Origin of the sequence: uncultured Intestinimonas sp., assembly GCF_944387245.1 — a bacterium.
Taxonomy (GTDB): Bacteria; Bacillota; Clostridia; order Oscillospirales; family Oscillospiraceae; genus Intestinimonas.
The window spans coordinates 1-14,305 of record NZ_CALXEE010000060.1 but is presented as its reverse complement, the minus strand read 5'-3'; the positions used below and the strand labels follow the sequence as shown (position 1 = coordinate 14,305).

The following is a 14,305-nucleotide window of genomic DNA, read 5'->3' as shown; positions in this document are numbered from 1 at the left end:
TGCCAGACTCACCGTCATAGCCGCCGCCAGTGCCAGCGAGAGCACTTTCTTCTTCATTTTCCCGTTTTCCACCTTTCCTCGTTTTTTAGGGTTTTCCTCAGTTCCTTCCCCTAATACTTCTTATAGTACCAAGGCAGGAAGAAGAATACAATACAATGTAAAAGAAAATTTTACATTTATGCGGTGCTTTTGGTAATAGGTAATAAAAAACCGGAGACGAGCATGCTCGTCTCCGGTTTTTGACTTTATTTACTGGCCCAGTTGCCGGTGGCCTCGGCGGTGAGGTAGGCGTTGATGAAGCCGTCCAGGTCGCCGTCCATGACGGCATTGATGTTGCTGGTCTCATAGGCGGTGCGGTTGTCCTTGACCAGCTGGTAGGGCATAAAGACGTAGGAGCGGATCTGGCTGCCCCACTCGATCTTCATCTGCACGCCCTTCAGGTCGGAGATCTTCTCGGCGTGAGCCTGCATCTGGAGCTCCACCAGCTTGGAGCGCAGCATCCGCATACAGGTGTCCTTGTTCTGGAACTGGGACCGCTCCTGCTGGGAGGAGACCACGATGCCGGTGGGCTTGTGGATGAGGCGGACGGCGGAGGAGGTCTTGTTGATGTGCTGGCCGCCGGCGCCGGAGGAGCGGAACACCTGCATCTCGATGTCCTCGGGGCGGATGTCCACCTCCACGTCGTCGGGGATCTCGGGCATGACCTCCAGGGCGGCGAAGGAGGTCTGGCGGCGGGCATTGGCGTCAAAGGGGGAGACACGGACCAGCCGGTGGACGCCGTGCTCGCTCTTGAGGAAGCCGTAGGCGTTCTCGCCCTCGATCATGATGGTGGCCGACTTGATGCCGGCCTCGTCGCCGTCCAGGTAGTCAATGATCTGATAGGTGAAGCCGTGGCGCTCGGCCCAGCGGGTGTACATGCGGTAGAGCATCTGGGCCCAGTCCTGGGCCTCGGTGCCGCCGGCGCCGGCGTGGAAGGTGAGGATGGCGTTGGAGTTGTCGTACTCGCCGGTGAGCAGCGTGGCCAGCTTGGCCTCACCGATCTCCTCCTCCAGCTTGGCGTAGCCCTCCTCCAGCTCGGGCACCAGGGATTCGTCCTCCTCCTCATTGCCCATCTCGCACAGGGTCATGAGGTCCTCCCACTGGCTCTCCCGCTTGCGCTGGGCCTCCAGCTTGTTTTCCAGCTGGCGCATCCGGCGGGTGACCTTCTGGGACTTCTCCAGGTCGTCCCAGAAGCCGGGGGCAGCGCTCTCCGAGTTGAGCATATCCAGCTCCCGCTCGGCGGCGGGCAGGTCCAGGGCCTGGGAGAGCTCGTCCAGGGCGGGCTTGATATTGTTGAGTTTTACCTTGTACTCGTCGAATTGCAGCATCGCTTGCACGCTCACTTCCGTTCAAATAGCTTATCTATTATACCCGAATCTTTCCACTATGTAAAGGAAAACCCGCCTCAAACCCCATAAAACAGCGGTAAGCCCGCCCGAAAGGCGGGCGGGCTCATCTTTGACTGCTGCCGGACGCCGGTTCCTCCCGGAAAATAAGGTCATCCACATCCTCCGGCCGCCGTTCCCGGCCGCTCTCTGTCTTCCGCTGCTGCTCCTGCACGGACCACGCCCCCTCTCTCCAAACGGTCAGTCTGGACCAGTCTATGCGCCGCCCGGTCCGCCGGTGCCCGTCCCGCTTGTCTTTTTTCCGCCGGGCCGATATAATAATATTTTACGACGAGAGGAGGTGCGCCCATGACCGAGGAGGAGTTTCTGGCCTCCCTGCCCCTGGACCTGAGTGAACAGCAAAGAGCGGCGGTGCTGGCCGGGGAGGGGCCCGTGCTGCTGCTGGCGGTGCCGGGCAGCGGCAAGACCACCGTGCTGGTAGCCCGGCTGGGCTGCCTCATCCGCTGCCGGGGGATCTCCCCGAAGGAGATCCTCACCGTCACCTACACCGTCTCCGCCGCCGGGGACATGGCCCGGCGCTTCGCCGCTCTCTTCGGGGAGGACCTGGCCCGGCAGCTCTCCTTCCGCACCATCAACGGCCTGTGCGCCTCCATCATCCACACCTACGCCCGGTGGAAGGGCTCTGAGCCCTTTACCCTGGCCGACAGCGAGTCCCGCCTGAACGCCGTCCTCCGGGACCTCCTTCAGCGCACGGGCAGCGGCTTCCCCACCGAGCAGCAGATCAAGGAGGCCCGGACCCACATCACCTACTGCAAGAACATGATGCTCCCTGAGGCCGACATCCACCGCCACACGGTGGAGGGGATGGACTTCCCTGCCGTGTACTTCGAGTACCAGGACTACCTGCGCCGCAGCCGACTCATGGACTTTGACGACCAGATGGTCTTTGCCCTGCGCATCCTCCGCCGGGAGCCGGAGATTCTGCGCTACTACCGCAGCCGCTACCGCTGGCTCTGCCTGGACGAGGCCCAGGACACCTCCAAGATCCAGCACGTGATTCTGGCCCTGCTGGCGGGGGAACACCGGAACCTCTTCATGGTGGGGGACGAGGACCAGAGCATCTACGGTTTCCGGGCGGCCTGGCCCCGGGCCCTGCTGGAGTTCGAGCAGAACTGGCCGGGGGCCAAGGTCCTGCTCATGGAGACCAACTACCGCTCCACCGGGGCCATCGTCTCCCGGGCGGACGCCTTCATCCGGGGCAACCGGGACCGCCGGGACAAGCACATGCGCACTGACAACCGGGAGGGGGAACCCATCCGCCGGGTGGTGCTGTCCGATTACAGCCGCCAGGCCCGGTACCTTCTCCAGGCGGCCAGGGACTGCCGGCGGTCCACCGCCGTCCTCTACCGCAACAACGACAGCGCCCTTCCCCTCATCGACCTGCTGGAGCGGGAGGGGGTGGGCTACGCCTGCCGTCAGCGGGAGGGCTTCTTCTTCACCAGCCCCATTGTCCGGGACCTCACCGACGTCCTCACCCTGGCCTACCGGCCCGACGACCGTGAGCGGTTCCTGCGGGTGTGCTGGAAGCTGGACCTGAAGATCAAAAAGGCCCTCCTCACCAGTCTCTTAAGCCGCCAGAAACCGGAGCAGACGGTGGTGGACTGCCTCCTCTCCGGCTCCGGCCTCGCCCCCTGGCAGGTGGGCCGGGTGAAGGCCTTCGGCACCCACCTCTCCAAGCTGCCCCAGATGAGCAGCTTCGCCGCCCTGCGCCGCATCGTGAAGTACATGGGCTACGGCGACTACCTGGGTGAGGAGCGGATGGACACCGGGCGGCTGGACGTACTGCTGGCCCTGGCCGTCCAGAACCCCGACCCGGCGGGTCTGCTCCGGCGGCTGGAGGAGCTCCAGGAGATCCTCTCCTCCGGGGGCGGGTCTGATCCCTCCTGTCCCTTTGTGCTCTCTACCATCCACGCCAGCAAGGGCCTGGAGTACGACCGGGTCCTCCTCATCGACGCCGCCGAGGGGCTCTTCCCCGCCCGGCGACAGGCCGACGCCTCCCCCGCCGAGGCCCGGCAGGCCCTGGAGGAGGAGCGGCGGCTCTTCTACGTGGGGGCCACCCGGGCCAGGGAGACCCTGGAGCTGCTCACCTACGAGGCCAAATTCGGGGAGCCGGACCGGGTCTGCTTTCCCTTCGTCTCCGAGCTGTTGGGGGAGCCGGACCAGCCTGCCGCCACCGCCGAGGTGCCCGCCGCCCAGTGGGAGCTGGACTTTGCCCCCGGGGCGGCGGTGGTTCATCGCCAGTTCGGCCCCGGGGTCATCGAGAGCCGCGCCGGCAGCATCGCCGTCATCGACTTTGAGAAGGTGGGCGTCCGGCGGCTGGACCTCACCGCCTGCCGGAAGGGGGCCCTCCTCCGGCGGGCCTAGCGCCCATCCCTTGCGTTTCCTCAAAAGGTGAGGTAAAATGGAACATCATGTCCAATGGGACGCCGTATGGGCGTCCGAAGGGAGACCGTCATGGAAACCAACTATTCGATCAGCCGTCCCGAACTGCTCACCGTCACCCAGGGCAGCCGATCCTGGCAGGGGGCCGACCAGCTCTGGTACGCCGACGAGTGGCAGCAGAAGGCCGGCTGCGGCCCCACCACCGCCAGTGTAATGACCAGCTATCTGGCCCAGACCCGGAAGGCCTGCTCCCCCCTGTACCCCCCTGGGAGCTGGGCGCAGAAGGACGTCCTGGCCCTTATGGAGGAGATGTGGAAGTTTATCACCCCCGGCAAGCACGGGGTCAACACCACCCACCTCTTCGTCAAGGGTCTTACTGCCTTTGCCGCCGCCAAAGGGGTGACACTGCCCCTGCGGGAGCTGGACATCCCCCGGCTGCGGCTGGCCCGGCCCACTGTGGATCAGTGCACCGCCTTTCTCCGCTCCGCCCTGGGCGCCGACCAGCCGGTGGCCTGGCTCAACCTCCACAGCGGCGAGGTGGAGGGCCTGGACGACTGGCACTGGGTGACCATCATCGCCCTGGAGGAGCGCCGGGACGGCACCGAGCTGTGTACCCTCCTTGACAGCGGAAAGGAGTACGCCGTGGACTTCCGGCTGTGGTTCCAGACCACCAAGCTGGGGGGCGGCCTGGTGGCGCCGGGGGTAGGCGTATGAGGGCCTTCCTGGCCGACCACTGGGCGGTGGCGGCCCTGTGGCTGTGCTTTACCAGCGCCATCGACTTTGCCCTCATGGGGGTGGACAAGTGGAAGGCCCGGCGGGACGCCTGGCGCATCCCCGAGTCCACCCTGTGGCTCTTCGCCCTCCTGGGGGGCGCCCTGGGTGGCACCCTGGCCATGCAGGTCTTCCGCCACAAGACCCGCCACTGGTACTTCCGCTTCGGCTTTCCCCTGCTGGCCGCTCTGGATGTGGGGCTTCTCATCTGGCTGGCCCTGGGCTGAGTAATGCGCCCCAACGGGGCATTGGAAAGGAAGTGCTTCCCATGTCTTCACCCCACACCGCCGGTGGTTTCCTGGACCGCACCTTCCGCCTCCGGGAGCGGCACACCACCGTCCGCACCGAGGCGGCGGCCGGCGTCACCACCTCCATGACCATGGCCTATATTCTGGCCGTCAACCCCCTGATCCTCAGCGACGCCGGCATGGACCGGGGGCTGTCTTTACCGCCACGTGCCTTGCCTCCATCGCGGCCACGGTGCTCATGGCCTTTTTGTCCAACTATCCCTTCGTCCTCTCGGCGGGCATGGGCCTCAACGCCTACTTCGCCTACACCGTGGTGCTGAAGATGGGCTACTCCTGGCAGATGGCCCTGGCCGCCGTCTTTGTGGAGGGCGTCATCTTCATCCTCCTCTCCCTCACTCCCGTGCGGGAGGCCGTCTTCAACGCCATCCCCATGAGCCTCAAGCACGCCGTATCGGCGGGCATCGGCCTCTTCATCGCCTTCATCGGCCTCCAGAACTGCGGGCTGGTGGTGGACTCCTCCACCCTGGTGGCCATGTACAACTTCTCCGCCAACGCCGGGGAGTTCTCCACCGTGGGCATCACCGTGGCTCTGGCCATGGTGGGCATCCTCCTCACCGCCGTCCTCATGGTGCGGAAGGTGAAGGGCCACATCCTCTGGGGCATGCTGGCCACCTGGGCCCTGGGCATCCTCTGCCAGCTCGCGGGGCTCTACGACCCCGCCGTCAAGGGGAGCCTCATCCCCGATTTCTCCGGCGGCTTCGGCGTGCCCAGCCTTATGCCCACCCTGGGACAGATGGACTTCTCCAAGGCCCTCACCCCCGATTTTGCCCTGGTGGTCTTTGCCTTCCTCTTTGTGGACCTCTTTGACACCCTGGGCGGCATTATGGGCATGGCCGCCCAGTCCGACCTGCTGGACGAAAAGGGCCGGCTGCCCCGGCTGAAGGGTGCCCTTCTCTCCGACGCCGTGGGCACCGCCGCCGGCGCCGTGCTGGGCACCTCCACCGTCACCACCTTCGCCGAGAGCGCCGCCGGCATGGCCGAGGGCGGCCGCACCGGCCTCACCGGCCTCTTCTCCGCCGTCCTCTTCGGCCTGTCCCTCTTCCTCTCCCCCATCTTCCTGGCCATCCCCTCCTTCGCCACCGCCCCCGCTCTGGTGGTGGTGGGCTTCCTCATGATGGGCTCCATCCGGAAGGTAGACTTCTCCGACTACGCCCAGGCCATCCCCGCCTTCCTGTGCGTGGCCGCCATGCCCTTCCTCTACTCCATCTCCGAGGGCATCGCCCTGGGCGTCATCTCCTACGTGGTTATCCACCTGGCCGCCGGCGGCGAGAAGCGCCGCTCCCTCAACCCCGCCCTGTGTGTGCTGGCCGTGCTCTTTATCCTCAAATACTTTTTCTTCTGATGGATGCCAAAAGCCCGGAGGTCCCCAAACGGGACCTCCGGGCTCTTTTTACGGATAGGCGTCGCGGTAGACCTCCCCCGCCTCCAGGGTGATGTGCCGGGCGGCGAAGAGCTCCTCCACCGTGACGAAGAGATAGCCCTGGGCATGGAGCCGGTCCACGATGGCCAGGGCGGCCTCCACGCTGGGGGGAAAGATGTCGTGGAGGAGAATGATAGAGCCGTCTTGGGCATTGGCCACCACGTGCTCGATCTCCCTGGCGGCGTTCTGGTCCCCCCAGTCCTCCGGGTCGATGGACCAGAGGATGATGGGGCAGCCGGCGTTTTTGCGCACGGCGTCGTCCACCGCCCCGTAGGGTGGGCGGAGGAGAAAGCCGTCGTGGCCCAGGATGGCCATGAGCTTCTGCCGGGTGAGGGCCACCTGGGCGGCGAAGGAGGCCTTGGAGAGGCCGGTGAGGGCGACGTGGTCATAGGTGTGGATGCCGATCTGGTGGCCCTCGGCGTCCATGCGCCGGATGAGGTCCTCGTTGTGCTCCAGTTGGGCGCCGATGAGGAAGAAGGTGGCCTTCACCCCCCGCTGGGCCAGGCCGTCCAGCAGAGCGGTGGTGGTGGAGCGGCGGGGTCCGTCGTCAAAGGTGAGGGCGATGAGCTTGGGGGTCTCCGCCGCCGTCCAGGCCGCCGCCGGCACCGACGCCGTCGCCACCCAGGGCGCCGCCGCCCAGGCGGTGAGCAGCAGGAGGACCAGGGCCGCCGCTCCGCCCCGCGTGGTTCTGGACAACATGACCGCCCGCCTTTCCTGTTCGTTCCCAAACAGTATGTCCGGCGGGCGGTCCTATTTTTCTGGTAATTTTTTGTATCAGTTCCGGGGGTCTGGGTCGGCCTCCACCGACAGGATATACCGGTAGATGGGCAGCAGGGTCTCCAGATCCTCCCCCACCAGGTCCACCAGGTCATGGGAGTAAAGAACGGGCTGATGGCCCTTGTGGTCCCGGCTCAGGGCGAAGCTGCGGGCGTTGTACCAGGGGTCCAGCAGGGCGTTCAGATGGCCCTTGGGCCGCTTGTAGGCCTCCGTCTCCAGGGTAAAGCGGTCCTGCTTCCTGATCTGCCGGAGCAGCTTTTCAAAGGGGGCTGGATCGTGGTCCAGCCGGTGGCGCAGCTTGGCCATGGTGACCGGCGGGGCCTGGTAGTAGCCCATGCCGTAGGACCAGCCCTCCGGCTCCAGCTCGAACCAGAGCACCGGCCGCCGGGCGAACTCCTCGTCGGTGGGCCGCTGGATGCTCCACCACAGGTGGTCCTTGTAGGGCCCGCGGCCATAGAGCCGCCGGGCGTCCCGGTAGATGCGGCTCACCTTGCCGAAGAGGCCCAGGTCGGGGGCGGCGGCGTTGAGCCGCTCCCACACCTCCCGGTTGAGCTCCCGCATAGGCTGGTAGAAGTCCCGGAGGTAGGTCTCCTTGTTGGCCTCGAACCAGCTCTTCTCATTGTTGAACCGGATGCCCCACATAAAGTCGATGGTCCGGTCGGAAAATCCCTGAAACATGGTAACTCCTCTCCCCTCCATACCCCGGGCACGCCGCCGGTCCGGCGGCATAGAATGGGGCGGAGGGATACTGCATGGATCAATGTGCATTTTGTCTCCACCGGCCGGAGCCCCTGCTCTGCTGGTGGGAGGGGGACCTGCGGCTGGAAGCCGCCGACGGTCCCCGGCGTCTGTTGGGGGTACTTTCTCCCCGGGGGACATCCCTGCTCCACTTTGTGGAGCTGGGGGGCGAGACCCGGACCTGGCCCGACGGAGAGGGGCTTGTCCGGGCGGTGACGGTGTATAACCGCTCCTCCCTGCCCATGGACCAGGTGGAGGTGGCCCCCGACGGCGCCATAGAGCCGGGAAGCCTTCGCATCGAGGGCCACCCGGCGGAGGAACCGGTGCTGCCCGGTCTGGCCGCCGGTGGGCAGGCCCTGTTCACCTGGCGGGAACCGGCCGCCGGTACCTCTCAGGTCATCGGCCTGCGTTACCGCTACACCTTCTCCGGTGAAGTCCGTGAGGGCGTCTGCACCCTCTAGGCCGGACAGCGCCGGAGGATTGGACAGACGGCGCGCCGCGGATGCGGCGCGCCGTCTGTGCTTTTCCCAAAGTCTGTCCCCAGGAGGATTTTCCTTCGTTTCCTGCGGGGGAGCGCGAGGGGGCAGCCGCCCGCCTCGCATTGGATCGAATGCCCCGCACCCGTCCTTCCGGGGCGGTGCGGCGAGCGGAGCGAGGACTTTTCCGGCCGGTATCCGGCCGGAAAAGTAACGGCATTTTTTGTGCGCCGCGGATGCGGTGCGCCGTTCTTTTTCCTTGTCCCATTGTCACAGGTTCTCCGGCACCGGCGGCGGGTCCAGGAAGAGGAAGTTGGACATCTCCACATAGGGAATGACGAAGAGGTCGGGGACGCCGTAGAGGAGCATGGAGATGATATGCCAGGGCAGGAAGGAGAAATTGAGTTTGAAGTACTCCAGGTGGCGTCCGGCCAGCAGGCCCAGCCCTTTGGAGAAGGCCTGGGACACCGAGGAGGCCGGGTCCCGTGCCAGCACATAGCGGGCCGGTAGGAGGAGCACATAGAGGTAGTAGCCCGCCAGCAGGCCCAGCAGGAGCACGGGACTGGACAGCAGCAGCATGATCTCACCGTTGGGGACGATGGTGCCGGCCACGGCACAGAACATGCCGGGCAGGAGGCACAGCAGGGTGGAGAGCAGCCGCCACAGGGTCAGGATGACCTGGACGGCCAGGGCCTTGGCGGTGAGGCGCAGGTCGGCGTACCAGCCGAAGAGGGCCCGGAAGGGCCGGACCCGGCCCTCCAGAAAGCCCCGGTACTGGCTGAGCACCCCATAGCTCAGGGGAGCGGTGACCAGGAGCACGATGCCCTGGATCACCGCCACGTTGACCACCTGACGCCAGGCCACCGGGAACACCAGCACCTGACCCACATCCTCATAGCGGACGGAGAAGACCAGTCCGCCCAGGTCGCCCAGTCTCTCCAGGCCCAGCAGGGCCAGCAGGTTGGTCATGGCGGTGGCGTCGGCCTTCCAGATGCCGGTGGACATGGGGAACTGCCGCACATCCATGACGGTGTAGAAGAAGGTGCCCCCGCTCACCACGGAAAAAAGCTGCGCCAGCAGGGAGAGGAGGATGAGGAGGAAGGTGCACACCAGGCAGGGCCGGATGAAGCGGAAAAAGGTACGCTTGGCCCGAAACTTCAGGGCTCTGCGCTGCTGGCTGGGATGTTCTGTCATGCCTGGGCCTCCTCTGTGTTCTGGGGCGCTGTGGTCAGGGGGATGCCGATGTCGGGAGTGGTCTCACTGGCCGCCGGAGTCTCCGAGGGAACGGCGGAGGGCGCCGGGGTCTCCGACGGCGCGGCGCTGGGGGTGGCCGACGGCTGGGGCTCCACCGGCAGCACCGGCGTGGCGCTGGGGGTAGCGCTGGGGGTGGCGCTGGCGGGAACCGTCTCCGCCGGGGCGGAAGGCGAGGGCGAGGGCGCCGGGGTGGTGATGATGGCGCCGTCGGCCTCGGTGAGGCCGTACTGTGCCCCGTCATAGGGGCTCACCAGGATGATCTGGTTGCGCATCTTGTAGGTGCTCTTGCTCTCCAGGGTGGAGCTCACCAGGTTGCCGTTGCCGTCATAGACGTTGCGGTAGGCCTCCACCACACGGCCCCGGTAGGGGGTCTGCTCGGTCTTGGTGGAGCCGGCGGGCAGGGAGGGATCTACCTTGTACTCGGTGCTCCAGGCCGTGGAGGAGAGCTCCTTGTTGGTCATCTTTACGTACAGGTCGTCGGTCTTGGTGCCATAGATCTGGACGGTGAGGCGGCTGTTCTTGTACTCGGTGACGATCTTGATGGGGTAGTCGGTGTCATTTTCAAAGCGGAAGTCGGAGGCGCCGTACCACACGGTGGCGTCCATGCCGTCGGGGACATAGCCCACGGCAAACATGTGGTTGTGCCGCTCCACAATCTTCAGGTTGGAGTTGAGGGCGGCGTAGTAGATGGTGGAAGAGGTCTGACAGATGCCGCCGCCCACCTCGTCGGTGGACTTGCCGCCCACATAGGAGGGGGCGGGGAGGTAGCCCTTGTCAGCGGTGCGGCTGCCGGTGGTGTTATTGTAGGAGAAAACCTCTCCAGGCAGCAGGATGATACCGTCGCACACCGAGGCGGAGAGCTTCACGTTGCTCTTTCGGTTGGAGGAGCCGGAGACGCTGGAGCTGGCCTCGCCCAGCACGTCCCGGAACAGCAGGGCCTTCAGGCTCTCGGTGGAGACGGTGGGCTCGGTGACGGTGAGGGGCACCGACACGTCGCTGCCCCAGGCGGCGTCCTTCAGGGCTGCCTGGGCGTCGGCGGTCTGGAAGTCCAGACCGGTGACGCTGGGGGTGATCTCAAAGGTCTCCTTGTCCAGGGCGGCGTTCTGCACCTCGGCGTAGACCTGGTCGTGGACGGCTTCCACGTCCACATCGGCGGGGTCGGTGGTGACGGTGGAGAGGACCAGGGGCTCCTGGCTCTCCCCGGCAAAGGCGTCCAGAATGTCCGCCTTGGTGTTGCTCAGGTCAAAGGCCCGGCCGGGGGTACCCATGTGGAAGACCAGCTGATCTCCCTGGACCTCCCAGGTGGTCTCCTGCACGCCGCCGCCCAGCTCGGACTCGATCTGGGTCAGCAGGGCGTCCACCTGGGCCTCCCCCTCCTGGGTATAGCTGAGGGGGACTTCAATGTCATTGCCCCCCAGCAGCGACTGGATGAGCCGCCAGCCCCGGCTGAAGAAATTCCCCTGGCTCAGACCGCAGGCGGCGTCGGTGACGGCGCTGGTGTCCACATCCAGCACGCTGCCGCTGACGGTATAGCTCTGGCTGGTGCCGTCCACCTGAAGGGTGATCTCTTCCCCGGTATAGCGCTGCTTGAGGTTCTCGTCCAGGCGCCGCTCCACCTGGTCCCGGGTAAGTCCGCCCAGCTCCACGCCCCCGGCGGTGGTGCCGGGCAGAGTTGTGCCGCTGGCACCCACCCAGGTGCACAGCCCCAGATAGCCGGCGGCCAACACCGCCACCACGATCCCGGAGGCGATGAGCCCCCGCCGGCTCTTTTTGGCCTCGCCTTCTTGCTTGGCCAGCCGCTTACCGGACTTTTTCTCTTCCATAGACGGATGCCTCCAATTACACGGTTCCCGGTCCATACCCGTTGGAGGACGGGCCGGTCGTTGGGTCCTATTTGCATGAAACCATGATACATTATATGTTCCACAGGGAAAAAAAGCAATTACAGAACGGTTACATCGTCGGAGCAGAACCCACGCCAGCACACTGGCAGGGCTTTGATCCCGTCCCCGGCGGCTTTACTTTTTCTTCCGTTCGTTGTATGATGTTGGATACTGAACAGCATACGTTTGTCCGGGCAATTTCACCTTTTCAGATTTCGATTCGGAGGGAGCCGATATGTCTGACCCGCGCCAATTCAACCGCTCCGGCCAGGACCGGAACGACAGGGATCTGCTCTCCTGGATCCCCATTGTAATCTTTCTCTTCTGCTTCCCGCCCCTGGGGCTCTTCCTGCTGATCCTGCGGCTGGTCGGCGTCACCGGCCGCCGCCGGGGACAGGTGGGCCGCCATCCCTACGACCTCCAGCGGGAGAACGGCACCCCTCAGGCGGAAACCGCCGCCGATCCCACACAGACCGGCGCCGCCCGGCGGCGGAAGGCCTCCGCCCGGTCCAAGGCCGGAAAAAAGCTGGAGGAACAGGGCAGCGGCCGTCTATTCACCATCGCCGGGGCCATTGTGGCCGCCGTGTTCGGTCTAGGGGCCTTCAGCGCCTTTCTGGACGCCCTCTCCTGGGGCGGTCTCCTCTATAGCCTGGAGGATATCTTTGTCCCCCTGGCCTTTTGCGGCGGCGGCCTGTGCATGCTGTGGTACGGCCTGCGCAAGAGCCGGCGGCTCAAGCGCTACCGGCAGTACCTCTCCCTCATCGGCCGCCGGGAATCCATCTCGGTGACCATCCTGGCGGAGGCCACCGGCTTTGCCCCCCGGAAGGTCCGGGAGGACCTCCAGGATATGCTGGACGACGGCATCTTCCCCATGGGCTATCTGGACCTGAGCAGCGACCGGCTTTTCCTCACCGACGCCGGCATTCAGGATCACCCCAAGGAGGAGCCGGAGAAGGCGCCGGAGCCCCCTAAGGAGGTGGAGCGGGCCGAGGCGGTGCTCTCCGAGATCCGCGCCCTCAACGACGCCATCGAGGACCCGGAGATGAGCCGTAAGATCGATCGGATTGGGGAGATCACCGGCAACATCTTCGCCTACCTGCGGGAGAAGCCGGACAAGGAGGGCAAGCTCCGCAGTTTTTTGAGCTACTACCTGCCCACCACCCTGAAGATCCTGGGCTCCTATGCCCAGCTGGAGGCCCAGGGGGTGGAGGGTGAGAACATCTCCGCCGCCAAGGAGCGCATCGAGGGCATGATGGACAAGGTAGTGGAGGGCTTCGAGCAACAGCTGGACCGGCTCTTCCAGGATGACGCCATGGACATCACCAGCGACGTGGCGGTGCTGGAGCGGATGCTGGAGAAGGACGGCCTGGGCAGCTCCGGTATGACGCTGGGCGGCTGAACCGCATTGTGAAATTATCTAATTTTTCTTGTATTTTTCTCTGTATTTCATTGAAAATATCCATGTCTGATGGTATAATATGGTTGAAGGGAGCGGAAGCCGTTACGGAGCAAGGAGGTACGCCATGAAAGCCCTGACCATTACCATCAGCCGTCAGTACGGCAGCGGAGGGCGGGCCATTGCCGAGCAGCTCTCCAAGGATCTGAACATTCCCTGCTACGACAACGAGGTCATTTCCAAAGCCGCTCAGGAGAGCGACATCGGCGCGTGGGAATTCTCCATGGCGGAGAACATGCGCTTTTCCGAGTTCATATACGCGCTCTCGGACATCACCCCCCACTGCGAGTCCCAGCCGCTCACCTACGGCGAGCGCATCTTTGAGGCTCAATCCACGGCGCTGCGGAAGCTGGCCGACCAGGGTCCCGCCATCTTCCTGGGCCGGTGCGGCAACTACGTGCTGCGGGACCGTCCCAACTGTGTCCACCTCTTCATCTGCGGCTCCCCGGAGGTTCGGGCACGCCGGGCGGTGGAGGTCTACGGGCTCAAGGAGAGCGAGGCTGCCCGGGAGATCCGGCGGATGGACAAGCTGCGCTCCGCCTACTACGGCACCAACACCGGCAGCCATTGGGGCTACGGGGAGACCTACGACCTCACCATCAACACCGACAAGCTCGGGGTGGAGGGGGCCGTCCGTCTCATCAAGAACTATATGATTCTCCGGGGCTGACCCGCAGATACAACGAGGGCCCTCCAGGCGATGCCTGGAGGGCCCTCGTTTTTATTGTGTGTTACCGCTCCATCTCGGTGATGAGGTCCACCCGGCGCTGGTGGCGTCCCCCCTCGAACTCGGTGGTGAGGAAGGCCTCCACGATCCGCTCGGCCAGGTTGGGCCCCACCACACCGGCCCCCATGGCCAGCATGTTGGCGTCGTTGTGGCGGCGGGTCATCTCGGCCACGTAGGGGTCGGTGCACAGGGCGCAGCGGATGCCCTTGACCTTGTTGGCGGCGATAGAGATGCCCACGCCGGTGGTGCAGATGACGATGCCCCGCTCGCATTTGCCGGAGGCCACCGCCTCAGCGGCCGCCTTGGCGTAGACGGGGTAGTCACAGCTGGTGGTGTCGGCGCAGCCGTAGTCCACATAGTCCAGCCCGTGGGAATCCAGGTACTCCTTGACGTGCTGCTTCAGCGGAAACCCGCCGTGATCGGAACCAAGTGCGATCATAATTTTTACCTCCTGTTATTTTTCAACATGATTTTACATCCAACAGCGGGTTTCCGCCGCCGCCCTGCGGCGTCCGGCGGTCACGCCGTCCAAGCGTTTTGCCCGAAGGGAAAAACCTTGGCGTGGGGCGGATTCACTCCGCCCCATGCAAATTCAATCGGGGTCCCCACAGAGCGCACCGGGCTCTGTGGGGCACAAGCCGCCGTGATCGGAACCAAGTGCGATCATA

The 14,305-nt window shown here is 65.0% G+C and carries 13 protein-coding genes and 1 pseudogene; 8 read left to right on the top strand and 6 right to left on the bottom strand.

Annotation, left to right across the window (positions count from 1 at the left end):
* On the top strand, positions 1–196 hold a 196-nt coding region (locus tag Q0K15_RS08400; RefSeq protein ID WP_294515203.1), incomplete at its 5' end, for a hypothetical protein.
* Positions 197–245: 49 nt separating this feature from the next.
* Here Q0K15_RS08400 and prfB read toward each other — a convergent pair.
* Entirely contained in the window at positions 246–1,367 is a 1,122-nt protein-coding gene (gene prfB, locus Q0K15_RS08395; RefSeq protein ID WP_294515205.1) for a peptide chain release factor 2, read from the bottom strand.
* Positions 1,368–1,733: 366 nt separating this feature from the next.
* Between prfB and Q0K15_RS08390 the strand changes: the two genes are divergently transcribed.
* From Q0K15_RS08390 to Q0K15_RS08375, 4 genes and pseudogenes are all read left to right on the top strand, one after another.
* Positions 1,734–3,809 carry an ATP-dependent helicase gene (locus Q0K15_RS08390; RefSeq protein WP_294515201.1) on the top strand — a complete coding sequence of 692 codons (2,076 nt, stop codon included), beginning with the start codon at positions 1,734–1,736 and terminating at the stop codon, positions 3,807–3,809.
* A 90-nt stretch (positions 3,810–3,899) separates the two neighbouring features.
* Entirely contained in the window at positions 3,900–4,541 is a 642-nt protein-coding gene (locus tag Q0K15_RS08385) for a hypothetical protein (protein WP_294515199.1), read from the top strand.
* Complete coding sequence (locus tag Q0K15_RS08380) at positions 4,538–4,825, top strand: DUF1294 domain-containing protein (protein ID WP_294515197.1); 288 nt, start codon at positions 4,538–4,540, stop codon at positions 4,823–4,825. The genes Q0K15_RS08385 and Q0K15_RS08380 overlap by 4 nt, the downstream gene beginning before the upstream one ends.
* A gap of 41 nt (positions 4,826–4,866) precedes the next feature.
* Positions 4,867–6,248, top strand: a pseudogene (locus tag Q0K15_RS08375) (NCS2 family permease).
* 48 nt (positions 6,249–6,296) lie between these two features.
* Here the strand turns inward: Q0K15_RS08375 and Q0K15_RS08370 are convergent.
* Both Q0K15_RS08370 and Q0K15_RS08365 read right to left on the bottom strand, forming a co-directional pair.
* On the bottom strand, positions 6,297–7,025 hold the full coding sequence (locus Q0K15_RS08370; protein WP_294515194.1) for a polysaccharide deacetylase family protein: 729 nt from the start codon (positions 7,023–7,025) through the stop codon (positions 6,297–6,299).
* A gap of 75 nt (positions 7,026–7,100) precedes the next feature.
* Entirely contained in the window at positions 7,101–7,781 is a 681-nt protein-coding gene (locus Q0K15_RS08365; RefSeq protein ID WP_294515192.1) for a DUF2461 domain-containing protein, read from the bottom strand.
* Positions 7,782–7,855: 74 nt separating this feature from the next.
* Here Q0K15_RS08365 and Q0K15_RS08360 point away from each other — a divergent pair, with 74 nt between their 5' ends.
* Positions 7,856–8,302: a hypothetical protein gene (locus Q0K15_RS08360; RefSeq protein ID WP_294515190.1), complete on the top strand. Its 447-nt coding sequence runs from the start codon at positions 7,856–7,858 to the stop codon at positions 8,300–8,302.
* Between the two features lie 285 nt (positions 8,303–8,587).
* On the opposite strand, the gene Q0K15_RS08355 is transcribed toward Q0K15_RS08360, so the two are convergent.
* Entirely contained in the window at positions 8,588–9,511 is a 924-nt protein-coding gene (locus Q0K15_RS08355) for a DUF975 family protein (protein WP_294515188.1), read from the bottom strand.
* A complete protein-coding gene (locus tag Q0K15_RS08350) occupies positions 9,508–11,394 on the bottom strand; it encodes a VanW family protein (RefSeq protein ID WP_294515186.1) in 1,887 nt (628 codons plus the stop codon). The genes Q0K15_RS08355 and Q0K15_RS08350 overlap by 4 nt, the downstream gene beginning before the upstream one ends.
* Before the next feature lie 295 nt (positions 11,395–11,689).
* Here Q0K15_RS08350 and Q0K15_RS08345 point away from each other — a divergent pair, with 295 nt between their 5' ends.
* On the top strand, positions 11,690–12,853 hold the full coding sequence (locus tag Q0K15_RS08345) for a 5-bromo-4-chloroindolyl phosphate hydrolysis family protein (protein WP_294515184.1): 1,164 nt from the start codon (positions 11,690–11,692) through the stop codon (positions 12,851–12,853).
* A gap of 124 nt (positions 12,854–12,977) precedes the next feature.
* Positions 12,978–13,580, top strand: coding sequence for a cytidylate kinase-like family protein (locus Q0K15_RS08340; RefSeq protein WP_294515182.1), 603 nt, complete (start codon positions 12,978–12,980; stop codon positions 13,578–13,580).
* A 61-nt stretch (positions 13,581–13,641) separates the two neighbouring features.
* Here Q0K15_RS08340 and rpiB read toward each other — a convergent pair whose 3' ends face one another.
* Entirely contained in the window at positions 13,642–14,076 is a 435-nt protein-coding gene (gene rpiB / locus Q0K15_RS08335) for a ribose 5-phosphate isomerase B (RefSeq protein ID WP_294515179.1), read from the bottom strand.
* Positions 14,077–14,305: the final 229 nt, after the last annotated feature.

What these genes read in the sequence shown, in the direction of transcription:
- prfB (WP_294515205.1), bottom strand. Translation starts at nt 1,367, where the DNA reads ATGCTGCAATTCGACGAGTACAAGGTAAAACTCAACAATATCAAGCCC.
- Q0K15_RS08390 (WP_294515201.1), top strand. Translation starts at nt 1,734, where the DNA reads ATGACCGAGGAGGAGTTTCTGGCCTCCCTGCCCCTGGACCTGAGTGAA.
- Q0K15_RS08385 (WP_294515199.1), top strand. Translation starts at nt 3,900, where the DNA reads ATGGAAACCAACTATTCGATCAGCCGTCCCGAACTGCTCACCGTCACC.
- Q0K15_RS08380 (WP_294515197.1), top strand. Translation starts at nt 4,538, where the DNA reads ATGAGGGCCTTCCTGGCCGACCACTGGGCGGTGGCGGCCCTGTGGCTG.
- Q0K15_RS08370 (WP_294515194.1), bottom strand. Translation starts at nt 7,025, where the DNA reads ATGTTGTCCAGAACCACGCGGGGCGGAGCGGCGGCCCTGGTCCTCCTG.
- Q0K15_RS08365 (WP_294515192.1), bottom strand. Translation starts at nt 7,781, where the DNA reads ATGTTTCAGGGATTTTCCGACCGGACCATCGACTTTATGTGGGGCATC.
- Q0K15_RS08360 (WP_294515190.1), top strand. Translation starts at nt 7,856, where the DNA reads ATGGATCAATGTGCATTTTGTCTCCACCGGCCGGAGCCCCTGCTCTGC.
- Q0K15_RS08355 (WP_294515188.1), bottom strand. Translation starts at nt 9,511, where the DNA reads ATGACAGAACATCCCAGCCAGCAGCGCAGAGCCCTGAAGTTTCGGGCC.
- Q0K15_RS08350 (WP_294515186.1), bottom strand. Translation starts at nt 11,394, where the DNA reads ATGGAAGAGAAAAAGTCCGGTAAGCGGCTGGCCAAGCAAGAAGGCGAG.
- Q0K15_RS08345 (WP_294515184.1), top strand. Translation starts at nt 11,690, where the DNA reads ATGTCTGACCCGCGCCAATTCAACCGCTCCGGCCAGGACCGGAACGAC.
- Q0K15_RS08340 (WP_294515182.1), top strand. Translation starts at nt 12,978, where the DNA reads ATGAAAGCCCTGACCATTACCATCAGCCGTCAGTACGGCAGCGGAGGG.
- rpiB (WP_294515179.1), bottom strand. Translation starts at nt 14,076, where the DNA reads ATGATCGCACTTGGTTCCGATCACGGCGGGTTTCCGCTGAAGCAGCAC.